Source organism: Streptomyces sp. NPDC021100, from assembly GCF_044333095.1.
GTDB lineage: Bacteria > Actinomycetota > Actinomycetes > Streptomycetales > Streptomycetaceae > Streptomyces.
The window spans coordinates 1-23,845 of the sequence record NZ_JBIRQH010000034.1 but is presented as its reverse complement, the minus strand read 5'-3'; the positions used below and the strand labels follow the sequence as shown (position 1 = coordinate 23,845).

Sequence of the window (23,845 nt, the reverse complement as noted above, 5' to 3'; positions counted from 1 at the left end):
CACCAGCCACATCCGGGAGCGGAAGCGGCCCGTTCACTGAGGCACATGCATGCCCAACCGCGGCGCGTTCCACCGAGGACCGGCAGCGCGCACCAGATGGGGGGCGCGCACGGCAGGCCGGCCGCCCGGCGCGCTGCCGTGCTCTCACGCGCCGCCGGGCGCGCGGTTGTCGGCAGGCGGCGGTGTGTCGTGCACTGGAGGCACGGAGGGCACAGGCGGCGGACGGCGGGTCCGAGTCGGGGACGGTGCCACGGCTGTTCGTTCTGGCTGGTGGCTGGTGGCTGGTGGCTGGTGGCTGGTGGCTGGTGGCTGGTGGCTGGTGGCCGGTGGCCGGTGGTACGGGGGTGGAGGGGGGACGGTCACCGGATGGCCGGGACAGCGCGTGCCCGGGCCGCGTGGCACTCGATTTCCCGGCGGGCGGATTCCTCTCGCCGCACGACGCCGCCGGGGCCACGACACTCCGGCGCGGAAGGGCCAACGCACGCCGGATGGTGCGGGGCACCCTGCACCGCGCAGGTCATGGCCGACGCCGTCCTAAGGCCCCTTTCGGCGCGGTGCGAGCCGGGGCGTGCCGCCCGGCGCGGCCGGGCCGCACAACCCGGGGAACCCGGCCCCGCTCAGAGAGCCGTCTCCCGCTCGTACCGCTCGATGACGGCCTGGGCCCATGGGCACATGACCAGGCGCGGGATCACCGAGGCCGGGAACCAGCGCACCATGATCCCCTCGGTGAGGGGCAGGGCCTCGGCCTCACCGTCCCAGCGGCCCAGGAAGACGGCGATCAGGTCGTCCGTCGCGTCCGTCACGTGCGCCGGGACGACGGCGTACGGCCTGAGCCCGGGCAGAATCAGGCCCACTTCTTCCTTCAGCTCCCGGGCGACGGCCGCCTCGGGCGTCTCCTCGTCGCCCTCCCGGCCCCCTCCGAGCAGCGACCAGGTACCCGGGTCGCAGATGCCGGGGATGTCGTCCCGCAGGTGCAGCAAGTACTCCCCGCGTGAGTTGACGATCAGAGCTGCCGTGCCCAGCGGTTCCTCCATGACTTTTCCTTCCTGCTCCCGGTCGCTCGGGGAGCGCGAGTGCGGGAGTCACCTTCCTTGCGCGGGAGGCGCGTCGCGGTCGCCTTCCGTCTTCTTTCCCCCCGGACGGAGAACGCTAAGGGGGACGGTCCATGGCGCATCGTTTCTCCACAGCCGAACGCATGTTCACCGCGGTCACGCCTATCGTCGGTGCCCGTTCCACCACACCGAGAACGCGCACAAGGGGGCACCACCATGGACGCTTTGCGGCACCTCGCCGCCCATCTGGGACTCGACCTCGCGGCCGTCTGCCTGCTGACCTTCCGTATCTACCACCCGCGCCACGGGCGCCGGGACCTCGTCCCGCCCCTACTGGCGCTGAACGCGGGCCTGTTCACCGTCGTCCACGTCCTCGCCGCGACGGGCGGCGGCCACGGCGGGACCTCGCTGGGGCTCGGGCTGTTCGGCGTGCTGTCCCTGGTCAGGCTCCGGTCCGACGCCGTGCAGCAGGAGGAGGTCGGCTACTACTTCACCGCGATGGTCCTCGGCCTGCTCTGCGCGCTGCCGCACCTCTCACTCCTGACGGCCGCGGCGTTGAGCGCCGTCCTGCTGCTCGTCGTCCACGCCGCGGACCACCCTCGTCTGCTGGCCGGATCGCGCCGGGCGCTCGTCACCCTGGACACCGCGCACGGCGACCCGGACACCCTGCGGGCCGACCTCGCCCGAAGGCTCGGCGAGCCTGTGCACTGGACGGTGCTGAACGTCGACTACGTCCGGGACCTGACCGTCGTCGACGTGCGGTACCGCCGGCCCCTGCCGGCGCTCCCCGGGGTGAACGCGCACCGCGCCCAGCGTGTCGGGGAGGCGGCGTGAGCGGCGTCGGACAGTCGGCGACACGAACGGCCGGCGTCCGCGGCATCCATGCCGCCGCCGATACCGCCGCCCCCATCTCCCTCACCGAACTCAACGAACGCGCCGGACTCCTCACCCGCTTCGACCGGTCCTACCTGCTCCCCACGGAAGTCTTCCTGCGGCTGGCCGAACGGCTGACGGACCCCCGGCGCCCCGGCGGCCCCTTCCGCGCCCTGACGATCGACGGGCGGCGCGCCTTCCGCTACCACTCCGTCTACTACGACACCCTGGGGCTCCGCTCCTTCCACGACCACCGCCAGGGCCGCAGACTCCGGTTCAAGATCCGTGAGCGGGTGTACGAGGACTCGGGCGAGCGGCAGTTCGAGATCAAGCTCAAGGGACGGCGCGGCGACACCGTCAAACACCGCAGCGCCCTGACGGACGGCGCCGGCCCGCTCGACGCCCGCCACCGATCCTTCCTCGCGGGCACGCTGCGCCGCGCCTACGGCATCGAACCCCCCGTCGCGCTCACCCCGTCCGTCACCACGGACTACCTGCGCACCACCCTGGTGGCCGACGGCGAACGCGTCACCTGCGACGCCGGACTGGTCTGCGGCGACCTGCGGACGGGACGGACGGTGCACTGCGACACGGACCTCGTCCTCGTCGAGACCAAGTCGGCCGGTCACCTCACCGACGCGGACCGGCTGTTGCACTCTTACGGGGAGCGCCCGGCGACCTTCACCAAGTACTGCGGCGGGCTCGCGGCCCTGCGCCCGGGCCTGCCCGCCAACCAGTGGCGCCGCGCCGCACGCAGAGCGTTCGGGGCCGCGTACGCGCCCCACTGAGACAGGGGGCCGCGGCGGCCGCCCGGCCCCTCAAACCGCCCACTCACGCCGCGCTCCGCCGGTTTCCGCGAGGCATGCGGCCCGCTCACTTCCCCGGAAAGGCCCGCATCGCGATGTCGACGGCGCGCTCCAGGTCGTCGGAGGTCGCACCGGAGGACGCCTGGACGGCGATGCCGTACCAGACGAGGCAGACATAGCGGGCCAGGTCGTCGGCGTCGGTGCCGACGGGCAGGTCGCCGTCGCGGACGGCCTGCTCGAAGCGCTCGCGCAGGGCGTCCTCCGAGGCGTGCCGCCGCGCGGCCGCCTCGGCGCGGACGGCGCCGGACGCGCCCCCGGTGGCCAGGGCCCCGTGCACCATGAGGCAGCCGGGGCCGTCCTCCCCGGTGGTGGCCGCGATGGTGCCGCGCAGCAGGGTCTCGGCGGCGGTACGGGCGGTGGGCTGCCGGAGCGCCTCCCGCACATGGAGGGCGGTCTCCATGTAGCGGTCGAGCACCTTCCGGAAGAGCGCCTCCTTGTTGCCGTAGGCGGCGTAGAGGCTGGGCCGGCTGATGCCCATCGCCTCGGTGAGGTCCGACAGCGCGGTGCCCTCGTACCCCTGCCGCCAGAACACGCGCAGGGCGCGGTCGAGCCGTTCGTCGAGGTCGAATTCGCGCGGGCGTCCGGGCGTCATGAGGCTGCCTCCGTCCAAGTTCTGTACTGAACGGTATGGTAGCGTCCCCGTTCAGTACCGATCGGTACAGAACTAGGGAGGGTTTTCCATGGTCCCCACGAGCACCACACCCACCAAAAGCGCCACACCCGCCACGAGCACCCCGGCCCCGCGGGAGCGGCGACTGACCGGCAAGGTCGCGCTGGTCACCGGAGGATCAAGGGGCATCGGAGCGGCCACCGCACGCATGCTCGCCGAGGCGGGGGCGGACGTCGCGATCTCCTACGCCGCGTCGGCCGCCCGGGCCGAGGACATGGTCGGCGAACTGACCGCCCTCGGCGTCCGGGCCGCCGCCCACCGCGCCGACCAGGCGGACCCCGAGCAGGTCGCCCGGCTGGTCACCACGGTCGCCGAGGACTTCGGGCGGCTGGACGTCCTCGTCAACAACGCCGGAGTGATCGCCTCGGGCACGGTCGGCGACCCGGCCGCGGACACCGCCGCGCTCGACCGCCAGTACGCGGTCAACGTCGGCGGCGTCGTGGCCGCCATCCGCGCCGCCGCCGGCCTGCTCGCCGACGACGGCCGCGTCATCACCATCGGCTCCAACCTCGCCGCCCGCACCGCCTTCCCCGGCGTCGCCGACTACGCGGCCGGCAAGGCGGCGATCGTCGGATACAGCAAGGGCGCCGCACGGGACCTGGCACCCCGGGGCATTACCGTCAACGTCGTCGCGGCCGGCTCCACGGCCACCGACATGAACCCGCAGGACGGCCCGACCTCCGACCTCCAGCGGTCCACCAACGCACTGGGCCGCTACGCCCGCCCCGAGGAGATCGCCGCCGGAGTCCTCTTCCTCGCCGACCCCGCCGCCTCCTTCGTCACCGGCACCGTCCTCACCATCGACGGCGGAAGCCTGGCATAACCCGGAACCGCCCGGCGGGCGTCCCCGCCTCCCACCCTCCGGTCTCATGGGGCGGGGATTCGCCCGGCGGCGGCGCGTCCGATGGCAGGCCGGTCTCGGACGCGCACGGTTCGAGTCCGTGCTACTCCGCCCCCGCCTCCGCCGAAGCCGCCGGGAACGCCCCGCCGACGAGAGGGAACAGCCGGTTGATCGCGGCCACGGCCACGGCGCCCTGGGGGCGCGCCGCCGGGTCCTGGTCGCGGTCGCGGTAGGCGGCGAACAAGCGGCGGACGGACGTGGTGAGTTCGGCGGCCTCCGCCGGGGTGAGGTGGAGGACGGCGCTGAAGGAGTCGTCCCGTTGCCACTCCGCCGGTGCCTGGTGCCGGTGGGTCAGCCACTGCCGGTAGCTCTCGTCCTCCAGCCCGCGGGAGAGGGCGGGGAAAGGTTCCGGTTCGTCGCGTCCGGTCCGCGGGGGCCGGACGGAAGGTTCGGGGGAGCCCCAGCGCAGCCGCCACGGCCTGGCCCGGCCGCCCTGGTGCGGGACTTCTTCGATGAGGCCGTGCCGGGCGAGCTGGCGCAGGTGGAAGGAGCAGAGGCCGGAGCTGTGGCCGAGGCGGGCGGCGGCCTCGGTGGAGGTGAGGGTGCCGGCCTCGGCCAGGAGGTCCAGCAGCGCGATCCGGACGGGGTGGTCGGGAAGGGAGCGCGGGGCGCGGTCCGGCGGGGGGCCGACGGGTGCGGTTCGAGGGTTTTGATCACTCACTTTGCAAAGGGTGCTACTTTGCAAAGCATCTGGCAACCCGTCAGACGGCCGGACCGGCACCCCGCGTCCCGCCGGCGGCACGCACGGAAGGTGTTGATCGTTCATGGCCCTTGGTTTCGGTGACACCGCGCGGGACCGCCGCGTACGCGTGCAGGGCGAGCCCGTCGCGTCGTACCCGCGCCTCGCCCCGGAGGCGCAACGCGGCGCGGTGCGCCGGATCACCGAGGTGGGGGAGGAGGTCCTGCACCGCCCGTGCCGGAAGGTGACCCGGTTCGGCACTCCCGAACTGGCGGCGCTGGTCGACGACATGTTCGCCACCAACCAGGCGGCCGACGGGGCCGGGCTCGCCGCCAACCAGGTCGGCGTGGACCTGCGGCTGTTCGTCTGGGACATCACGGACGAGTGGGGCGTCCGCCACGTCGGGCACATAGCCAACCCCGTCCTGGACGAGGTGCCCGCCGAACACCGCCGACTGGTGGAGGAATCCGAGGGCTGCCTCTCCGTCCCCGGCCCCTACCGCGTCGTACCCCGCCCCGACCGCGCCGTCGTGCGGGGCCGTGACAAGGACGGTGATCCGCTGGTGATCGAGGGCAGGGGCTACTTCGCCCGGTGCCTCCAGCACGAGACCGACCACCTCAACGGCCACCTGTACCTGGACCGGTTGACGCGGCGGGAGCGGAAGTCCGCCCTCCGGGAGATGGAGGACGCCCGGGACGAGGTCCTCGCCCGGCGCGCCGCCGCGGCGAGAAGCCTCGGCAAATGACGTACGGGACGGGTCATGAGACGGACCCGCGCCCGTCTCCCTCAGCGCGACGGCGCCCCCGCCGCCCGGCCCACGGCCTCGTGGTCCGGCTCGGGCAGCCACCACCCGCGGTCGGGGAGGCGGTGCCGGCCGTGGTCCCGGGCGTAGGTGTGGACGAGTGCGAGGGCGCGGTCCAGCACGGGTGACGCGCCGGTGGCCGGGTGTCAGACGGCGTGCCATGGGCAGAGCGGCACGGGGTCGGTCAGGGGACGGGCGGTCAGCCCGTCGGGGAGCCGCCCGGTGGTCAGGCCGAAGGAGGGGTAGCCGCGGGCGGCGGCCATGGCGTGGATGGCGGCGCGCCCGTGCCCGCGGACCCGCAGTGCGACGGGAAGCCTGAAGGCGGTGACGGCCTCTTCGATCCAGTCCCGCCACTCGGCGGCCTCATCGGCGGTGTGGACGAGGAGCGGGTGGTCGGCGAGGGCGGAGAGGGGCACGCGGTCGTGGGCCGCGAGGGGGTGGTTTGCCGGCAGGATGACGCCGAGCGGTTCCAGGCGTACGGGCAGGGTGGCGAGCCCGGCGGGAAGCGGCCGCCCGAGGCCGTGGACGCGGCCGAAGGCGATGTCGAGGTCACCGGCGAGCAGCCGCGGCAGAGCGGCGGCCGGCCCCTGGCTCTGGAGGACCTCGAACGGCAGGCAGGGGGCCTGGGCGCGCAGGTACTCGGCGAGGAGCGAGGGGGTCAGCCTCGACCCTCCGCCGCCCCCGCCCCCGCCCACCGCCTGACCGACCCCACGACCCGGGCCATGCTCACCTCCCTCCTGCACGGCCTCGCCGAGGCCATCGACCACCAGGCCGGGAACCGCCTGGTCAAGCCGCTGCACCACTGGCAGAGCGGGCACGCCGCCTGACGCACCGACACCAAGGCGCCCGTGTGCCCCGGCCGACGGAAGACGACGGCCGACGGAAGACGACGGCCGGGGACCACGGCTGGGCGAGCCCGAGGATCAGCCCGCCCCCGCCCCCGCCGGCGGCGTGCGCGCGAAGTGGCGGGCGGTGGGAACCAGTGCCGCGGCGGCCGGGACGAGGAAGCAGGCGGCGGCGCACACCGCCAGGACGGGCGTGACCCCGAACGCGCCGATGGCCGGGGCGATCAGGGCCAGACCGGCCGGCGCCAGACCGTAGGAGACCAGGAAGTCCAGCGAGGAGACGCGCGCCAGCTTGTCGGGGGCGACCTCGCGCTGGGTCGCCGTGAACCAGGGCACGTTGAACAGTTCGATCCCGACCCCGGCGACCGCGTACGCGGCGACGACCGCCACCGGGTGCACGGGCAGCATCAGACTCAGCGGAGCGACGCCGTACGCGGCCAGGCCGGCGAACGCCGCCCACCCCTGCGAGCGCGGCTGCCATCGGGCGACGACCAGGGCGCCGCCGAGCGCGCCGACGGTGTACGCGGTCGTGGACGCGGCCAGCACCCACTCCGTGCCGTAGCGGTCCCGGCTGACCAGGGGAAGCGCGACGCCGGTGGCGGAGTAGCCGAGCGCGATGACCGCGACGAGTCCGGCCAGCCCGGCGAGGAACCACGGATGGCGGCGCGCCTCGCGTATCCCGTCGAGGAACTCCGCACGGAAGCCCGGACGCGCGACAGGGATGGCCGGGGGCGCGCCCGCACCGGCGCCCCGGGCCGGGACGAACGCGGCCACCAGCCACAGCAGGCCGATGCCGAGCAGCAGCGTCCGGGTGTCCAGCAATGCCGCGAGCAGCGAGGCCAGGGCCGGCCCGGCGAGCGTGGAGCTCCGTACGGTCAGGGTCATGGCGGCGTTGGCCCGCTGCCGGTGCTCCGGGGCGACGGTCTCGGCGGTGAGCGCCTGGAACGCCGGGCGGCAGGCGCCCTGTCCGGCACCCGCGAGGACGGCGGCGGCCGCCATCAGCACGAGCGAGCGGCCGAGTCCGGCGGCGAGGAGGGGCGCGGCGGCGGCCGCCGCGAGGGCCGACCAGAGGACGACCGCGCGGCGCGCATGCCGGTCGGCCAGGACGCCGCCGACGGCGACGGCGACGAGGAAGCCGGCGGTACGGGCGGCGAGCACGAGACCGAGTCCGGCGGCGCCGAGGTCCCGGTGGAGGACGGCGAGCCCGAGGACGAACGGCAGCGCCCAGGTCGCGAGGCCGGAGGCGGTGGTCCCCGCCCACAGGCGCAGGAACGCCGGGTCCCGGAGGACCGAACGCGGGGGAGGGGAGGCCGACTTGGCCGCCGCCGGTGCAGGTGTGGTCGCCATGGTGTGATCGCTCCTCAGGGGTGGGGGTGGCGGTTCCGCGAACCGCACCCGGATTCGTTAATGAAAATGAATACCATTACGGTACTCTTTCGGCACGGCACCCCTGTCCCGTGCACGACAACGCCCACACCCTTCCCTCCCGTATCGGAGCCCCCATGCGCCATCCCGCCCGCCTCGGCACAGCCCTGACCGGCGCCCTGGCCGTCGCCCTCGCCACCGCCGGCTGCGGCGCGCGGCATGCCGAATCCGCCGCCGGGGATCCCGCCGCGCGGACCACCGTCACCAGCTGCGGCCGCCAACTCTCCTTCGCCGGACCGCCGGAGCGGACCGTCACCCTGGACCAGACCTCCACCGAGACCCTGCTGGAACTCGGCCTCCAGGACCGCATGGCCGGCACCGCCAACATCAAGACCAAGGTCCCCGCCCGGTACGCGGCCGCGTACGCCAAGGTCCCCGTCATCGCCCCCAAGATCGCCACCGGTGAGCAACTCCGCGCCGCGACGCCCGACTTCGTCGTCGCCGGATCCGCGGACCTCCTCACCAAGGACCGGGCCGGCACCCGCGAGGAACTGGCCGCCCTCAAAGTCCCCACCTTCGTCAGCGCCGTCGACTGCCCGCGGCGCGCACGCGCCGGCACGTCCCCCTTCGAGCTGCTCTTCTCCGACTACGAGAACCTGGGCAAGGTCTTCGGCGCCGAGCGGCGCGCGGACCGGCTCGCCGCCGAACAGCGGGCGGCGGTCGCCAAGGCGGGGGAGACCGCCCCCAGGACCGCCCGGGACGAGGACCGGCCCACCGTCGTCTACCTCTACTCCGTCTTCAACGGCATGCCGTACGTGGCGGGCGGTACCGGACTGCCCAGCGAGATGAGCCGAATAGTCGGCGCGAAGAACGCCTTCGACGACGTCAAGGAGGACTGGCCGGAGGTCTCCTGGGAGGAGGTCGCCAAACGGAACCCGGACTTCATCGTCATCGGCGACCTCTCCGAACGCGGTCGCCCCGGCGACAGCGCCGCCGAGAAGCGGGCCGCGATGACCACACACCCCGTGGTCTCCCGGCTCGCGGCGGTCCGCGACCACAGGATCCTGGAGGTGCCGGGCGTCGAACTCGACCCCTCCGTACGGTCGGTGCACGCCCTGGGCATGCTGGCCGAGGCACTGAAGGGCGTCGGACATGCCCGGCCCGCCCGCTGACCCGGCCGTCCGGCGGGAGCCGGCGGACGCGCCGCGCCGGCCGGCCGACCCCGCGCGGCCGCCGGCGGCCCGGCTGCTTCCGGCGGCCCGGGACCTGGTGACCGTCGAAACCCCCGCCGGCACCGGCGAGCGGTCCGCGCCCGCCCGCGCCGCGTTGCTCCTCCTCTCCGTCGCCGCCCTCGTCGGCTCGCTCACGGCCGCCGTGCGGATCGGCACCGCCGACGTGGGCTGGACCGACCTCGCCCGCGTCCTCGGCGCCCGCCTCGGCCTGGACGTCGAGCCGCCGCCCCCGTTGCCGGACTCCCTCGTCTGGGACCTGAGACTGCCGCGCGCCCTGATGGCCGCCCTCGTCGGCGCCTCGCTCGCCGTGTGCGGCACGGTGCTCCAGGCCGTCACCCGCAACGCGCTCGCCGACCCATACCTCCTCGGCGTCTCCTCGGGCGCGTCGACCGGAGCCGTCACCGTCGTCGTCCTCGGTGTGGGCGCGAACGCGCTCGGAACCACCGGCGGAGCACTCGCCGGAGCGCTGCTCGCCTTCGCCCTGCTCTTGCTGCTGCTCCGGCGCACCGGGCCGGACTCCACCCGCATCGTCCTCACCGGCGTGGTCGTCGGCCAGCTCTTCACCGCCCTGACCTCCCTGGTCCTGATGGCCTCGGCGGACGCGGACACCACACGGGCCGTCACCCACTGGCTGCTCGGCTCGATGGCGCCCGCCCGCTGGAACACCGTCCTGGCCTGCGCGCTCGTCACCCCGCCCGGACTGCTCGTCGCGTGGCTCGGCTCGAACGCCCTGGACGGGCTCGCGTTCGGCGCCGACACCGCCGCGTCCCTCGGGATCGGCGTACGGCGCACGCGCATGCTGCTGCTCGTGGTCACGGCCGCCCTGACCGCGGTGGCGGTGGCGACCGTCGGCGCCATCGGCTTCGTCGGACTGATCGTCCCGCACGGCGTACGGTTCCTCGTCGGCCCGGCGCACCGGGTGCTGCTGCCGTACGCCGCGCTGGCCGGCGCGGTGTTCCTGGTGTGGACGGACACGGTGGCGCGCGTCGCCTTCGCGCCCCGCGAGGTGCCCGTCGGCGTGATCACCGCCCTGCTGGGCGTGCCCCTGTTCCTCCTCGTCCTGCGCAGAAGGGGTGAGCTGTGAGGATCACCGCCGAAGGGCTGACCTGGTCGGTGGCGGGCACCCCGGTCGTACGCGACGTCGGCGTGGACATCGCTCCCGGCGAGACCGTCGGACTGCTCGGCCCCAACGGCTCGGGCAAGTCCTCGCTGCTGCGCTGCCTCGCCGGACTCCGGCCGCCCGACACGGGCACCATCCGGTACGACGGCGTGTGCGTACGAGGCTGGAGCGCGCGCCGGATCGCCCGGCACGTCGCCTTCGCCGAACAGGAGACGGGCACGGACAGCGAGCTGCGGGTCTCCGACGTGGTGGGCCTGGGCCGGATGCCGTTCCGCGGCCGCTGGCGCGGACCGGACGCCATCGACCGCGCGGTCGTCGCCGCCGCCCTGGAACGCGTCGGACTCACCGCACTCGCGGGCCGCTCCTGGAAGGCGCTGTCCGGCGGCGAACGGCAACGCGCCCACATCGCCCGCGCGCTGGCCCAGCAGCCCTACGCCCTCCTCCTCGACGAACCCACCAACCACCTCGACGTCCGGCACCAACTGGAGCTCATGGAGCTGCTGTCGGGAACCGGGCAGACGGTCGTGGTCGCACTGCACGACCTGTCCCTCGCCGCCCGCTACTGCGACCGGCTGCTCCTCCTGCGCCACGGCCGCCTCGTCGCCACCGGCCCTCCGACCGCCGTCCTGACGGCCGGCCGGCTCGCCGAGGTCTTCGAGGTGGACGCCGAACTCGGCATGGACGCCGTCGGCAGACCGGTGGTCACGTATCACGGGCCACTCGGCCCGGGGGGAGGCGGACGGCGTGCGGTGGGAGGGGGCGGGGTGGCAGGGGGCGCCGGGTGACGCGCCGATGCTGGGCTCGCCCGATCGCGGAGCGTCGTCGTCCGGCACGCCGACGCCGACGCCGGGGAAGCGGGCGTTGGGCACACCGTCACCGGGACATCGACGTTTGACGCGTCGCTGCCGGAGCCGTCGCCGTCCGGCACACCGACGTCGGGGACGTCGACGCTGACACATCGACCACATCGACGTCGGGGAGCGGGTGACCGGCACGACGACGTCAGGGACGCCGACGCGTGACGTGCCCATCGGCCGGGACTCGGTCATCCGGATCTCCCGAGCGCGGAGGCCCACTCCCGCGGGCCCGCATCCCGATCCGCCGTCCGCCCGTTGAGGCCGGTGCCCGGACCGACCCGGCGAGCCCTGTGACCGGACTCGGCGAGCCGGGGCCGGTGACCAGGACCGACCGCCCGGCCGATGCCCTGACCGTCCGGTAAACCCCGCGCCCTCCGCACACCCGAAGCCCCCGCACAGACGAACCCGCACCGAGCCGCGCACCGAGATGGCTTAACACCCCACCCTGCGAAAGGAATCCCATGAACCAAACGAGTCCCACCACCACCCCCTCCACCACCGTCGACGCGCTCATCGCGGCCGCCCTCACCGGCGAGCACGGACCGCTGCCCTCCGAAACCGTCGCGACCAGCGTGTTCTGGGTCCATCACGGCACCCGGCTGGCGGGCGGCGACACCACCTACCTCAACCAGTACGTCCTCGTCCGCCTCGGCGACTCCTTCGGCGGGTGTGCCTTCGAGGCGGGCGAGATCGAGCCGTCGATCTGCCGCGACGCCTCCGGCGCACCGCTCGACGTCCTGCTGCGCGACGCCCCGCGCCCGCTCCGGATCGCCGCGCTCGACGCCTACCTCTCCCGGGTCCGCCCGCATCGCGAGGCGGCGGAGGCGGGCGACGCCGAGGCCGTCGTCCTCCCCACGGGCACCCCGGAGATCCGCGCGAAGGCCCGGGACACGGCCGTCGCCGGACTGCTGGAGACCGGCGAAGGCGCCGCGGTCGGCCTCATCGGCGTCGTCAACCCGCTGGTCGCGGCGATACGCGAGCGCGGCGGCCGGTTACTGCCCTGCGACTTCAACCTCAGGGCCACCCAGTGGGGCGACCCCGTCACCGACGACATGCACGAGGTGCTGGACCGCGCCGACGCCGTCGTCGCCACCGGAATGACGCTGAGCAACGGCTCGTTCGACGTCATCCTGGAGCGCTGCCGCTCCCGGGGCGTCCCGTTGATCGTCTATGCGCAGACCGGCAGCGCCGTGGCCCGCGCCTTCCTCGGCTCGGGGGTGACCGCGCTGTCCGCCGAACCGTTCCCGTACTCGCAGTTCAGCGTCGAGGAAACGGTTCTGTACCGCTACCGGGCGGCGGGTGACGCATGAGCCCCGCCATGAGCCCCGCCATGAGCCCCGCCCCCCGTCATCCGTCCGTCTCCGGCACCGGGCACGCCCCCTGCCACCACGGCGAACTCCTCCAGGGCGTCTTCCGCGACGGCGACGGACGCCGGTGCGCCGGACTGGTCACCCTCCCCATGGCTGGCCCCGGCAGCACCGCCGAGTTCGTCCGTCGGCCCGGCACGCCGCCCGAGGCGCTCACCGTCGTCCCCGCCGGCCGTACGAAGGCCGCCCGGGCCGCCGCCCTCGCGGTCGCCGCGTGCGCGGAACGGTCCGGACGGCCGCCCGCCGGCGGCACGTTGCGGCTCACCGGCGACGTACCGGTCGGCCTGGGCCTGGGCAGTTCCACCAGCGACGTCATCGCCGCCGTCCGCGCGGTCGCGGCCTCCTACGGCCTGCGGCTGCCACCCGGGACGGTCGCCCGGCTGGCCGTCCGCGCCGAACGGGCCTGCGACCCGCTGATGCTCGACGGCCGCCCGGTGCTCTTCGCCCAGCGCGAGGGCCGGATCCTGGAAACCCTCGGCCCGGCCCTCCCTCCGCTGCTCGTGGTCGGCTGCGCCCTCGGCGGGGGAGCACCCGTCGACACGCTCTCCCTGCCCGCCCACGAGACCGACGAGCACGACGTCCGGGCCTGCGAACGGCTCCGCGCGCTGCTGCGCCACGCGGTGGCCACCGGCGACGCGCGCCTGCTCGGCGAGGTCGCCACCGCCAGCGCGGCACGCGGACAAAGGGTGCTCCGGCACCCGGAGTTCGACGCGCTGACGGCCGTCGCCCGGCGGTCCGGGGCGGTGGGCGTGCAGATCGCGCACAGCGGCGCGGTGGCGGGTGTGCTGTTCGACCCGGCGGCGCCGGGCGTACGACACCGCGTACGCGGCTGCCTGCGCGCCCTGCGCGCCCACGACATCCCCACCACACGCACCTTCACTACCTCTACCACCTCCCTCACCGCCAAGGAGACCCCGCATGGACCAGCACATCGCGGAGGCGATCGGCCAGCCCGATCTCGTACGCCTCGACGACCGGCTCGTCTGTCTGCGCTTTGAGACGATGAAGGTGGTCTCCGCCCTCGCGGCCGTCCGTCACCTGCTCGACACCGGAGCCGTACGGCGCGGCGACACCCTGCTGGACAGCTCCAGCGGCATCTACGCCTACGCCCTCGCCCTGGCCTGCCACCGCCACGGCATGCGGTGCCACATCGTCGGCTCGACGACCGTGGACCGCACCCTGCGCGTCCAACTCGCCGTCCTCGGCGCGACGCTGGAACAGACGGAGCCGTGCAGCGACCTCAAACTCGACCAGAAGCGCCGCGTGGAGCGGATCCACGAGATCCTCGCCGAACACCCCGAGTATCACTGGATGCGCCAGTACCACGACGACATCCACTACCTCGGCTACCGTCCGATCGCCGACCGGATCCGGGAGGCGGTCGGCGCGGACGGGCTGACCATCGTCGGCGGTGTCGGCTCGGGCGCCTCCACCGGCGCCCTCGCCCGCCGACTGCGGGACGGGCCCGACGGGCCGGCCGACGTCGAGCTCGTCGGCGTCCAGCCGTACGGCAGCGTCACGTTCGGCGCCGAACACGTCGCGGACCCCGAGATAATCATCGCCGGAATCGGCAGCTCCATCCCCTTCGGGAACGTCTCGCACGAGCTGTACGACACCCTTCACTGGATCTCCTTCGACGCGGCGCTGGCCGGCAGCGTCGACCTGCTGCGACGGCACGCGGTCTTCGCGGGCCTGTCCACCGGCGCCGGCTACCTCGCCGCCCGCCACGAACGCGAGCGCTCACCCGACCGCACGGTCCTGTTCATCGCCGCCGACACCGGCCACCGCTACACCGACACCGTCCACGCCCGCCACCACGAGGCCGTCCCGATCGCGGACCTGGCCCCGCGCGACGTGACCGACCGGAGCGGACTCGCCCTGCCCTGGTCCCGCATGCACTGGAACCGCGCGCCCGCGCCGACGTGCACTATTCGGTGACCCACCGCCCCGCCGCACCACTCCCTCGTGACCTCGCCCGGACGACCGACGACGTCGCGGCGCCGACCGTCGCGGGGGAGGGGCGGGGCCGGGCCCGGATCGGCCCCGCGGGGCAAAGGGCCTCGTCCCAGGATCACGGCGGCTCGACCTCCAGCCAGCGCAGCCCCCGCGCCCCCCGGTACTCCAGCGCCTGCCAGCCCAGCCCCCGCAGCACGTCCGCGCACTGCCGGAGGCCCTCCTGCTGCTGATACCGCACACGGCTGCCGGGCGGACCGACCCACTCGACGCCGACCGTTCCCCCCTCCGCGCGCACGCGGTAACCGGTCGCCAGACGCCGGCCGTCGGCCCTGACGGCGGACGGCGGCACACCGGCGGCCTCCAGCGCCAGGGCGACGGCGCGCACCGGCTGGAGGCGCTCCCAGTCGGCGGGCACGGACAACGGCCTGCCGGCCGGCGGGTTCACCACCTTGCGAATCCGGTGCAGCCCGTCCATCGCCTGCCGCACGGCGTCCGCACGCTCCTCGGGACTCCGACCGGGCGCGGACGGCCCCTCGTCACCCGTGGCGGCGTGGAAGCCGCCCGTACCGTTGGTCATGCTTCCCGCCCCTCCTTCGCAGCACATCACCCATCGCGTTCGGGCCGGCTTCCATGATGAGGCCAGGGTCTGACATCGACCGCGGAGGCCGGAGCGGATCCAGGAACGGCCGCCCGGCGAAGACCGCCGCAGCTTCTACGCCGGCCGGGGCATCATCCTCGCCCCCACACCCCCCACACCCGACCCCGCGTGACGCGGCGCATCCCGCCACCGGCCGCTCACCTCCGCGCCGAGGCCCGCTGCGTCCAGAGGTCCAGGTGGGTACCAACGCGTGCACGCCCCCCGTAACCGCCTCCGTCAGAGCATCACCAGCACCCGAGTGTTCGGCACGAGCTTCCGGTTCACACTGGTGCTCTGAACGAAGATCGTGAAGTCGTCGTTGTGGTCGGGCCTGACGCGGACCTCCACGTCCGGCAGTCCGAGCAGCGCGCGCGCCTCCGGCCCCGTGTAGACCCGGTCCGTCTCCTTCTCCAGCACCGCGATCTGCTTGCGCGCCTGGATCTTCTCCGACTTGCTCAACTGGTAGAACGCGCAACCGGTACGGAAAGCGTGGCCGTGCTCGACGACCCGGTCACGTATCGCCATCTCCCGCACCACCGGGATCAGTTCATACCCCGAAGGGTCCGCCGGAGTGAGACCGGCCGCCTTGATGGTCTCCTGATTGACCGCTTCCGCCCCCGTGGAGAACACGGCCCGCGACCCCCGGATCCCTTGCGAGCGGCCCACCATGAACTTCTCGGTGGCCTCCCGGATGACCTGCCCGGCCTCTTCCAGGCCGTGCGTGCTCGTGGCGTCCCAGACGGCGATGTTGTCCTTCGGGAAACCGCACTGCATGGCCTCGCGCTTGCCCATCTGGTCCGGAACGAGCACGGCCAGCGTCCAGTTGTCCTCCTGCGTCTCGATCATCCCGGCCACCGCCCGCACCAGCTCACGCCGGTCACCGGAAGGAGCGTCCGCACAGTGATGGCTCGCGTTCTCCTGCCCGTCGGTCAGGACGAACGTCAGGAAGCTGTGATCACCGTACAGTTGCGCCGTCCGCGCCAGCTCGCGCTGCGACTTCAGCGTGGCAGCCAGCAGAGCCGTCATCCCGCCGACCCGGTACAGCTCCCTCAGCGACGGCATCCGCAGCACGTCCTTGTCGTAGATGACGCACTCGACCTCGTTCGCGAAGACGTACACCGTCACACGGGTCTCCTGGTCCAGCTCCTCCGACCGGCGGGCCAGGTAGGCGATCTGCTGGTCGGCGACGTCGACGACCTTCTGGCTCAGGTGCGACATGGACGAACTGGCGTCCAGCACCAGGGCAACGTGATTGATGTAGTTCTGCGTTCCGGACATGGCCGTCTCCCCCTCGTTCCGACTCGGTGTTCCCACCTTCTCACCCACCACTGACAACGGCCTCTGACACCGACGGCCGGGCGAACGCTCCTCGAAGCGACCACGGCCGACCTCCTCCGTTGCCCGTGCGGGAAGGCGACGGCCGGTACCCTCCGGGCGCTGCGCGCCGGCGTCGCCTGCGCCCCGGCCACGCCGCGGACGCGGGGGGCTCCGAGCGGATCTCGACGGCGGCCGCCGGCACGCCCGGCATCCTGACGGGCGGCCAGATCGCGGAAGCCGCCGAGGTACTGACAGCGGTACGGAGCCGGTCGTCCGCCCGGACTGCCGCTGTCCACTGGCGGGCGCTCCGATGGCCTGCCGGGCCGAGGCCCCGCACGAACTGGTCCGCGGTTTCCTCGCCCTCAGGCGCCGCCTGGCGCTGCCGGGTACCCGGCGGGATCAGGCAAGGCGACCTTCGCTCGCCGCGAGCGCCGTCCGCCCCGGCAGCCCGGCCACGGACCTGCTCCTCGCCGCCCGCGGCCGGCTTCCCCGGCACCCCGAACGAACGGCTGACGCGTGCGACGTCATGGTGCCCGTTCACGTCCGCCCGACCGGACGCACTGCGCCCACAAATTCGTCATGGGCATCTCAACGCGTCATCGCTTACAGTGCCCTGATTGATCAACTCCCCCACGGAAGCAGGGCGTTTCATGGCGATCACACGGAGATCCGTACTCAAGGGCTCATCGGTCGCGGCCGCCGCCTCCTTCGTGGCCACCGCCGCCGGTGAAGGAGAAGCGGCGGCCGCCCCCTCGCCGACGGCGCCGGCCGCCGGGCCACTGCTGCAGAGCCGGCCGCACCGGCTGGGCGCGCCCGGGGTGCTGGGCGTGCACTTGCAGTTCGGCTCGGACCCGTCGTCGGAGATGGCCGTTTCCTGGATCACCCCGCAGTCCGTCCGCCGGCCCCAGGTGCGGCTCGGCTCGCCCGCGGGCGGGCACGGCGGCCGGGCCGTCGAGGCCGAGACCCGCACCTACCGCGACGGGCTGTCGAAGGAGGAGGTGTACGTCCACCACGCGCGGATCACCGGCCTGCGCCCCTCGACCACGTACCTCTACACCGCCGGGCACGACGGCGCGACCCCCGAGGCCGGCTCGTTCACCACGGCACCCCGCGGCCGCGCCGCCTTCACCTTCACCAGCTTCGGCGACCAGGCCACGCCCAACCTGCGCCGCGTCATCCACCTCCCGGACGGCGTCCCCTCCCCGGTCAACCGCTTCCCGCTGCACACCAGCAGCCAGGTCGGTTCGCCCGCCTCGGCCGACATCGTCGCCGCCGTGGAACGGGTCGCCCCGCTGTTCAACTTCGTCAACGGCGACCTCTGCTACGCCGCGATCGCCGGCGCGTGGGGCACGAGCCGGGTGGCGACCTGGGCGGACTGGTTCATCAACAACAGCCGCTCCACCCGGCTGCGCCCGTGGATGCCCTGCGCGGGCAACCACGAGAACGAGAAGGGCAACGGCCCCATCGGCGCCGCCGGTTACCAGACCTACTTCGCGCTGCCCTCCTCCACCTCGGGCGACGAGGAGACGCGGGGCATGTGGTACGCGTTCACCGTCGGCGCGGTCCGCTTCATCAGCCTCGCCAACGACGACGTGGCACTCCAGGACGGCGGCGACACCTACATCAGCGGCTACTCCGGCGGCGCCCAACGCCGCTGGCTGGAACGGGAGCTCAAGGCGGCGCGGGCGGACCGGGACATCGACTGGATCGTGGTGTGCATGCACCAGCCGATGATCTCCAGCCACCGCAGCGCCGGCAGCGACCTGGGGGTGCGCCGTGCCTGGGGCCCGCTGTTCGACGCGTACGGCGTCGACCTGGTCGTCAGCGGCCACGAACACCACTACGAGCGCTCGCACCCGGTCCGCGGCACCCTCCCCAACGAGACCCGCACCCCCATACCGACGGCCACCCGCACCGACCTGGTCGACACCGGCAAGGGTACCGTCCACATGGTCATCGGCGCGGGCGGGAACATCGCCACGAGCCAGGACGACCTCTTCGACACGCCCCAAGCCCGGGTCCTCGTCGCCCTGAAGGACGACAAGACCTCCTCCGGCCACCGCGAACCGGTATGGATCGCCGAGGAGGCCCCCTGGGCGGCCGTCCAGGACCGCAAGTACAACCGCGGCTTCGCCGCGTTCGACGTCGACCCCGGCGACCGCCACGAGGGCCTGACGCGCATGCGGGTCACCTACTACACCTTCGACGGCCCCCACGGCGACCTGACACCGGTGGACACCTTCACCCTCCAACGCCCCCGCACGGACGCCCGCCACTGACCGGCCCTTCCCGACCACCCCCACTGCCCGCTGGACACCTCTCCCCGCCGGGCCTGCCCGCGATGACGGCCTGACGGAGGATGTCGGCTGAACCGTGGCCACGCACGCGCGGGGCGCACCACGGCGATGGCCGGCGGCCGGGCAGCTGCGACCGGGACCGGTGCCGGAACATGAGCGGCGACTGGCAGCCCTTCGGGAAGCGGCAGACCACGCGATGGTGGCTGATGCTCACGCCGGCCCCTGGCCTGGCTGCCGACCACACCCGGCCGGCGCGGGGACAGCTCCCTGTTCATCCCGCTGATGCAGGCTCTGAACCCGGCCCGGACCGGAACGGGGCGTCCACGCACCCGCCCGGACCGGGCCCGCTGGCGGACGGCTCGGGCGGTGGTGGTCCCGCCCGAGCCGGAGTTGCCGCGCAGGACTACCAGCCGGGTGTCCGTTGTGCCGGTACGGGCTTTCATGGTCGGCTCTCCTCACGCGTCAGGCCGCCACCCGGGCCCGCGCAGCGCTCCGAGCGCCGTACGCATCTTGGGGTCAGGATGGATGGGCCGCGGCATGCGGCGCCGGTACCGGACGTGCGGCTCGTCGACGGTGCCGGGCACATCGAAGGTGTCCCGCACGAACGGGAAGGAAGCCGGCCTGCGACAGGAGTACGCCGGATCCGTCGCCAGCAGCCGGTCAAGCGGCACCCCGTGTTCCCTGGAGAACTCCGGCGCCCACCACGCGTACGTGCCGGCGCGATCTACGAGGCTGTCGTCGGGATCGAACAGGCCCGCCTTCGTCACGTCGGTCACCTGCATCCTCCGGGCCCGTTCACAGCGTCTCGGCGAGTTCCTGCCGCAGGCGCGCTGCCATCGTTCCCCGCTGCCGTGTCGTGTATTCCAGGACACCGTGCTCGGTCATCAACGCGTGGAACTGCTGCCGCTCATACGGAATTCCTCCCGGCAGACCGGCGATATGCCAGTGCACGTGTGCGTTGCCGGACTGGCTGCCCAGCGACAGCAGATACGTCCGCTCCGGCGTGAAGACGCGCTCCACCGCCAGTGCCACGGCGCGCACCACCCGCATCAGCCGCAGGTACGCGGCCTCCTCCAGGTCACGCACCACATGTTCCACATGCGCCTTCGGCGCCACGAGAACCTTCCCCGGCACCGTCGGCCACCGATCCAGGAACGCCACGTGCTCCTCGTCTTCGAACACCGTCTCGTGAGCGAAGGCCGGATCCCCCGCAAGGAAGGCGCACACGAAGCAGGGCCCCCGCTGCGCCCGGGCGGAGTAGGCGTCGAGATCCATCGGCCGCCGCTGTGGCCCACCCGCAGGCTCTCCTGCCGTGGCGGGAATCACGCTTGCCCACCGGTGTCGGCCAGTTGCGCCGAGATCGACTCCTCCAGCTCTGTCATCGTGAGCCGGAAGGCGCCGGCCAGGTTGACGTTGTACAGGTGGGCGAGGACCAGCACTGACCACAGGCAGTCAGCCAGTTCGTTTCCCAACGCGGAACGGCCACCCGCAGCTTCCTCGGCCGTGATCAGTTTGGTCAGGTCGCCGACATCGCCCATAAAGCCCAGCATGAACTCGTCGCGTCGCCAGACGCGCCGCTCGCGGCGGTTCAGCTCGTCGTACAGATCGTGAATCTCGAGCGCTCGCTGCTGCCTTTCGTCAAGGTCCACCGCGGCTTCACTCTCCTTACGGGTGTGCTTCTCGTCGAGGAACCGACGCGAACCGTGGCCGGGCAGTTGCGCAGCTCGGACGCGGCAGTGTTCATTCCGGCCATGCGCTGCTACCGGATCGCAGGGCACTGGACAGGCCGAGGAGACGGACGTGCGATGAGCGGCTGCCGGGCCCGAGCCGGCAGACCGGGCTGTTCCCGGACGGTGCGGCCACGGTCCCCCAGTCGGAATACGGCCACCGGCCTCATCCGCGGCGCCCCGCACTGTCTCTGACGGAAGCGGGGATGTGGAGTGGTGGCCCCCTGGACGAACCGGTCGACGCCACGAGGGACGGGGGCATCGCCTACGGGCCACCGTGTCCGCCATCTTGATACACGTCCGCCGCCGGAGCCGACCCAGGGGCCACGGTCACCTTCGCAACAGCGCCACCAGGCCGGCACACGACGGACACGTTCGACAAGGTGACAAGCCTGCCCTTGGCGACTGCCGACAGCCCCGTCGGCAGCGCCGACACCCGGCTGATCGTCCTGCGCGGCAACTCCGCCTCGGGCAAGACCGCGGTGGCTGCCGAACTACGCCACCAGTACGGCCGGGGCATTGCCCTCTTCGGCCAGGACAACCTCCGCCGCGTGGTGCTCCGCGAGCGCGACACCCGACGGCGCCGACATCGGACTGATTGACACCACCGCCCGCTACGCCCTGGACCACGGCTTCCACGTCGTTCTCGAAGGTATCCTCTACACCGCCCACTACGGGCCGATGACCGAAGCGCTCTGCACACCTACCTGTACTACGACGTCCCCTTCGAGGAGACCCTGCGCCGACACGCCACCAAGCCGCAGGCCGACGAGTACGGCGAGGCGGAGATGCGGGACTGGTACCGGCCCCTGAACCTTCTCCCCAACGCCGTCGAGACGCTGGTCCCCGCCGCCGGCTCCCTCGCCGAAACCACCGCGCGTGCCCGGTGTTCCCGAACGCCGCAGCCATGACTACGTCCGGGCCGGCACGACCACTCTCTTCGCGGCCCTCGAGGTCGCCATCGGCAAGGTCATGGGCTCCCGTAAGTTCCTGACCAAGCTCGACAAGGAAGTGTCCGCAGACCTCGACGTGCATCTGATCCTGGACAACTACGCGACCCACAAGACGCCCGACATCAGGCGGTGGCTGCTGGCGCATCCCCGCCTCCGCCTGCACTTCACGCCGACCAGCGCGTCCTGGCGGAACGGTGGTTCGCCGAGCTGATCCAGAAGAAGCTCAGCGAGGAGTCCACCGCTCCGTCCAGGCACTCGAGCGTGACATCCGCGCCTGGCTCGCCGACTGGAACGCGCACCCCAGACCATTCGCCTGGACGAAAACAGGCGACGAGATCCTCGACAATGTCGCTCACTTCTGCCGACGAATCTCCGACTCGGATCACTAGCGATCCGCGGCCGCCGCATAGTAGGGCGCGATCTGACCAGGCAGGATGCTGGGTCTCGGGGAATCCTCAGGTACCTGCTCCACGCTCTCTGCCGTCTCACTCCGACGGCAGCGGATCAGAGAACTCTCCGCAATACCGCGTCGTAGAAAATTTCAGTGAAGATGTTGGAGACGGGGCGTGCGGTTGATAGGCCGGGCAGTCCGTTCTGCCTGGTCAGGGGCTGGCTGGAGCCAGGGTCCATGTCCCGTCGTGATGGTGGAGTCCGAGGTTGATCAGTCGGTGGTGGTTGAGGGCGGCGGCCCGGTGGTGGATCCAGCGTTCGCCATTGATGGTGCCTCGGCAGGGCAGGTGCCGGTTGCCCCGGTTCACGAGCCAGGCGATGGTCCGTTCGACGGCGGCCCGCCAGGTGACGACACGGTCGCCTTTGGCGATGGTGCACCGGGACCTGAGCGGGCAGTTGGTGCACTGCTTCGCGGTGAACCATGCCTTGCGCTGGCGGTGCTTGCCACCAGGTGGCAGCAGAACGGTGGTGTGACCGTCCGGGCAGGTCACGGTGCCGGCCGCTGTGTCGATGCGGAAGTCGTCGGGAGCGAAGCCGCCGGTGATGGCCTTTTGCAACACGGCCGGTTTGATGAGCCGCCGGTGCCCGGCCTCGGTCAGCACCGCCTGCAAGGGGCAGTGGAATAGGCGGAGTCGGCCTGGACATCCACAGCGGTCGTCTCGGCCTGTCCGATGGGTCGGTCCTCGCGCCGCCCCTTGGAGGGCGGGGCGAGGACCGCGCATGGTCATGGACGGACGGTCCTTACTGGATGTACTTGAGGGTCCATTTCTGATTCGGCAGTCCCTGGTTGTCGTTGGTCACGACCGGCGACCGGTTCACGCCGTTCCAGCCGCGGTCGGGTTCAAGGACGCGGCCGTAGAGGTTCGCGATGCGTGCCGGGTCGGACTGGTTCGCCGGGTCCACGTACCACAGCTGGTCGACGTTGGTGAAGCTGCTGTCGCAGGTCGACAGCCAGGTCGCCCAGCCGCTCGGGCCCTGCGCGTAGCCCGCGAGGCACCGGCCGTCCCTGCGGCTCACCATGTGGTAGCGGCCCCGGCCATCGGCGACCAAGTCCCAGAGCTGGTACGCCTCCGTGGTGCAGTCCCACACTCGCACGCGGTCCTCACCGGACGGGAAGCCCATGCAGCGGCCGGTGCCCTGGTTTCTGACCTGGAACGGTCCCACCGCGCGGAGGGCGGAGGCCGCCACAGCAGTCTCCGTGCGGGTCTGCGGTTCGGCCGCTCCCACCCCTGGGGCTGCCGTCATGAAGATGGCGGCCAATGCCGTAGCGAGCATGGCGCGTCGATTGCGTGGCTTCACGAGTTTCCCCTGTTCAACTGTCCACGAGGCCATCGACGCAGGCTCTCGCGGACATTCCCCACTCGAAAGGGGTTTCGCCCTGAAACCCTCCTAATGAGTGGTGGGGGAGCTGCCGTGGCGCTGCGGTGCTTGCTACTCGGAGTCAGCGCATAGGCACTGCGCTGAGTGGCAGCGTCACACGACTCGTCGGACACGCCTTACGCCGAGTCGCGCTGAAGTGGTGCCCCCCCGCCGGACGTCCCGGGCGGGCCGTCGCGAAGGAGGACCTGGTGAGAGTTTCGAGGCGGGACAGATGGTCGTACGGCGCGACGTGCACCGATCCGGCCGGGTGCGGAGCGAGCACGCGCTGCCCCGTCGTCGCCGCACCGGCGGGGGCGCGTCCCGCAGTGCTGAAACAAGGCCCGGGACAAGGCGGTCATCAGGCACCGGACTGCTGTGAGTCCCGGCACCCGCGGAGGCCGATGGTGAACCGGGCCCGCGCTTCTGGGCGGCGATCGACGGTAAGACGCTGGTGGAACGTCTGGGCTGCTCTGAGCGGTCGGCATATCGCTCCCTTGGCGAGGTGCGAGCCGTCCGTCCG

General features: G+C 72.7%; 24 protein-coding genes and 2 pseudogenes. 13 read left to right on the top strand and 13 right to left on the bottom strand.

Features of this window, described 5'->3' with window-relative positions:
- Positions 1–617: 617 nt before the first annotated feature.
- Positions 618–1,034, bottom strand: coding sequence for an NUDIX domain-containing protein (locus ACH4PU_RS35005; protein ID WP_398281687.1), 417 nt, complete (start codon positions 1,032–1,034; stop codon positions 618–620).
- 234 nt (positions 1,035–1,268) lie between these two features.
- Between ACH4PU_RS35005 and ACH4PU_RS35000 the strand changes: the two genes are divergently transcribed.
- Both ACH4PU_RS35000 and ACH4PU_RS34995 read left to right on the top strand, forming a co-directional pair.
- Positions 1,269–1,886, top strand: coding sequence for a DUF4956 domain-containing protein (locus tag ACH4PU_RS35000; protein ID WP_398281684.1), 618 nt, complete (start codon positions 1,269–1,271; stop codon positions 1,884–1,886).
- Positions 1,883–2,713 carry a polyphosphate polymerase domain-containing protein gene (locus tag ACH4PU_RS34995; RefSeq protein ID WP_398281681.1) on the top strand — a complete coding sequence of 277 codons (831 nt, stop codon included), beginning with the start codon at positions 1,883–1,885 and terminating at the stop codon, positions 2,711–2,713. Before ACH4PU_RS35000 ends, ACH4PU_RS34995 begins: the two co-directional genes overlap by 4 nt.
- An 85-nt stretch (positions 2,714–2,798) precedes the next feature.
- Here the strand turns inward: ACH4PU_RS34995 and ACH4PU_RS34990 are convergent, their stop codons facing one another.
- Positions 2,799–3,383: a TetR/AcrR family transcriptional regulator gene (locus tag ACH4PU_RS34990; RefSeq protein ID WP_398281678.1), complete on the bottom strand. Its 585-nt coding sequence runs from the start codon at positions 3,381–3,383 to the stop codon at positions 2,799–2,801.
- Between the two features lie 88 nt (positions 3,384–3,471).
- Between ACH4PU_RS34990 and ACH4PU_RS34985 the strand changes: the two genes are divergently transcribed.
- Positions 3,472–4,284, top strand: a complete 813-nt coding sequence (locus tag ACH4PU_RS34985) for an SDR family NAD(P)-dependent oxidoreductase (protein WP_398281675.1) — start codon at positions 3,472–3,474, stop codon at positions 4,282–4,284.
- 121 nt (positions 4,285–4,405) lie between these two features.
- On the opposite strand, the gene ACH4PU_RS34980 is transcribed toward ACH4PU_RS34985, so the two are convergent.
- A complete protein-coding gene (locus ACH4PU_RS34980; protein ID WP_398281672.1) occupies positions 4,406–5,023 on the bottom strand; it encodes a helix-turn-helix domain-containing protein in 618 nt (205 codons plus the stop codon).
- A gap of 103 nt (positions 5,024–5,126) precedes the next feature.
- Here ACH4PU_RS34980 and def point away from each other — a divergent pair, with 103 nt between their 5' ends.
- Positions 5,127–5,786: a peptide deformylase gene (gene def / locus ACH4PU_RS34975; protein WP_398281669.1), complete on the top strand. Its 660-nt coding sequence runs from the start codon at positions 5,127–5,129 to the stop codon at positions 5,784–5,786.
- Between the two features lie 41 nt (positions 5,787–5,827).
- Here def and ACH4PU_RS34970 read toward each other — a convergent pair whose 3' ends face one another.
- The 3 genes from ACH4PU_RS34970 to ACH4PU_RS34960 form a co-directional block, all read right to left on the bottom strand.
- Positions 5,828–5,965, bottom strand: coding sequence for a hypothetical protein (locus ACH4PU_RS34970; protein ID WP_398281666.1), 138 nt, complete (start codon positions 5,963–5,965; stop codon positions 5,828–5,830).
- Between the two features lie 24 nt (positions 5,966–5,989).
- Positions 5,990–6,538, bottom strand: a complete 549-nt coding sequence (locus tag ACH4PU_RS34965) for a LysR substrate-binding domain-containing protein (RefSeq protein WP_398281663.1) — start codon at positions 6,536–6,538, stop codon at positions 5,990–5,992.
- 228 nt (positions 6,539–6,766) lie between these two features.
- Positions 6,767–8,035: an MFS transporter gene (locus ACH4PU_RS34960; RefSeq protein WP_398281660.1), complete on the bottom strand. Its 1,269-nt coding sequence runs from the start codon at positions 8,033–8,035 to the stop codon at positions 6,767–6,769.
- A gap of 155 nt (positions 8,036–8,190) precedes the next feature.
- Between ACH4PU_RS34960 and ACH4PU_RS34955 the strand changes: the two genes are divergently transcribed.
- The 6 genes from ACH4PU_RS34955 (at position 8,191) to ACH4PU_RS34930 (ending at position 14,567) form a co-directional block, all read left to right on the top strand.
- A complete protein-coding gene (locus ACH4PU_RS34955; protein ID WP_398281657.1) occupies positions 8,191–9,225 on the top strand; it encodes an ABC transporter substrate-binding protein in 1,035 nt (344 codons plus the stop codon).
- Positions 9,206–10,369 carry a FecCD family ABC transporter permease gene (locus tag ACH4PU_RS34950; protein ID WP_398281654.1) on the top strand — a complete coding sequence of 388 codons (1,164 nt, stop codon included), beginning with the start codon at positions 9,206–9,208 and terminating at the stop codon, positions 10,367–10,369. Before ACH4PU_RS34955 ends, ACH4PU_RS34950 begins: the two co-directional genes overlap by 20 nt.
- Entirely contained in the window at positions 10,366–11,190 is an 825-nt protein-coding gene (locus ACH4PU_RS34945) for an ABC transporter ATP-binding protein (protein ID WP_398281651.1), read from the top strand. The genes ACH4PU_RS34950 and ACH4PU_RS34945 overlap by 4 nt, the downstream gene beginning before the upstream one ends.
- Positions 11,191–11,723: 533 nt before the next feature.
- Complete coding sequence (locus tag ACH4PU_RS34940; RefSeq protein ID WP_398281648.1) at positions 11,724–12,572, top strand: Rossmann-like domain-containing protein; 849 nt, start codon at positions 11,724–11,726, stop codon at positions 12,570–12,572.
- A gap of 20 nt (positions 12,573–12,592) precedes the next feature.
- Positions 12,593–13,627, top strand: coding sequence for a GHMP kinase (locus ACH4PU_RS34935; protein ID WP_398281645.1), 1,035 nt, complete (start codon positions 12,593–12,595; stop codon positions 13,625–13,627).
- Positions 13,548–14,567, top strand: a complete 1,020-nt coding sequence (locus ACH4PU_RS34930; protein WP_398281642.1) for a pyridoxal-phosphate dependent enzyme — start codon at positions 13,548–13,550, stop codon at positions 14,565–14,567. Before ACH4PU_RS34935 ends, ACH4PU_RS34930 begins: the two co-directional genes overlap by 80 nt.
- A 133-nt stretch (positions 14,568–14,700) precedes the next feature.
- Here the strand turns inward: ACH4PU_RS34930 and ACH4PU_RS34925 are convergent, their stop codons facing one another.
- Positions 14,701–15,162: a hypothetical protein gene (locus tag ACH4PU_RS34925; RefSeq protein WP_398281639.1), complete on the bottom strand. Its 462-nt coding sequence runs from the start codon at positions 15,160–15,162 to the stop codon at positions 14,701–14,703.
- 297 nt (positions 15,163–15,459) lie between these two features.
- Positions 15,460–16,500, bottom strand: a complete 1,041-nt coding sequence (locus ACH4PU_RS34920) for a vWA domain-containing protein (RefSeq protein WP_398281636.1) — start codon at positions 16,498–16,500, stop codon at positions 15,460–15,462.
- 689 nt (positions 16,501–17,189) lie between these two features.
- On the opposite strand from ACH4PU_RS34920, the gene ACH4PU_RS34915 reads away from it, so the two are divergent.
- Positions 17,190–18,818 carry a purple acid phosphatase family protein gene (locus ACH4PU_RS34915; RefSeq protein ID WP_398281633.1) on the top strand — a complete coding sequence of 543 codons (1,629 nt, stop codon included), beginning with the start codon at positions 17,190–17,192 and terminating at the stop codon, positions 18,816–18,818.
- Between the two features lie 473 nt (positions 18,819–19,291).
- Here ACH4PU_RS34915 and ACH4PU_RS34910 read toward each other — a convergent pair whose 3' ends face one another.
- Genes ACH4PU_RS34910 through ACH4PU_RS34900 form a run of 3 tightly spaced genes read right to left on the bottom strand, consistent with a single transcriptional unit; the run spans position 19,292 to position 20,485 of the window.
- Positions 19,292–19,612, bottom strand: coding sequence for a hypothetical protein (locus tag ACH4PU_RS34910; protein WP_398281630.1), 321 nt, complete (start codon positions 19,610–19,612; stop codon positions 19,292–19,294).
- Positions 19,613–19,631: 19 nt separating this feature from the next.
- Positions 19,632–20,111, bottom strand: a complete 480-nt coding sequence (locus tag ACH4PU_RS34905) for an HIT family protein (RefSeq protein WP_398281627.1) — start codon at positions 20,109–20,111, stop codon at positions 19,632–19,634.
- A gap of 47 nt (positions 20,112–20,158) precedes the next feature.
- The gene (locus ACH4PU_RS34900) at positions 20,159–20,485 is read right to left on the bottom strand and encodes a nucleotide pyrophosphohydrolase (RefSeq protein WP_398281624.1); all 327 of its coding nucleotides are present in this window, start codon (positions 20,483–20,485) and stop codon (positions 20,159–20,161) included.
- 476 nt (positions 20,486–20,961) lie between these two features.
- Here ACH4PU_RS34900 and ACH4PU_RS34895 point away from each other — a divergent pair.
- Both ACH4PU_RS34895 and ACH4PU_RS34890 read left to right on the top strand, forming a co-directional pair.
- A pseudogene (locus tag ACH4PU_RS34895) lies at positions 20,962–21,474 on the top strand (kinase).
- Positions 21,428–21,905 (top strand): annotated as a pseudogene (locus ACH4PU_RS34890) (transposase); the annotation flags it as partial. The pseudogenes ACH4PU_RS34895 and ACH4PU_RS34890, both read left to right, overlap by 47 nt.
- A 213-nt stretch (positions 21,906–22,118) precedes the next feature.
- Here ACH4PU_RS34890 and ACH4PU_RS34885 read toward each other — a convergent pair.
- Positions 22,119–22,568 carry a transposase gene (locus ACH4PU_RS34885; RefSeq protein WP_398281749.1) on the bottom strand — a complete coding sequence of 150 codons (450 nt, stop codon included), beginning with the start codon at positions 22,566–22,568 and terminating at the stop codon, positions 22,119–22,121.
- Between the two features lie 139 nt (positions 22,569–22,707).
- A complete protein-coding gene (locus ACH4PU_RS34880) occupies positions 22,708–23,154 on the bottom strand; it encodes an RICIN domain-containing protein (RefSeq protein WP_398281621.1) in 447 nt (148 codons plus the stop codon).
- Between the last annotated feature and the right edge of the window lie 691 nt (positions 23,155–23,845).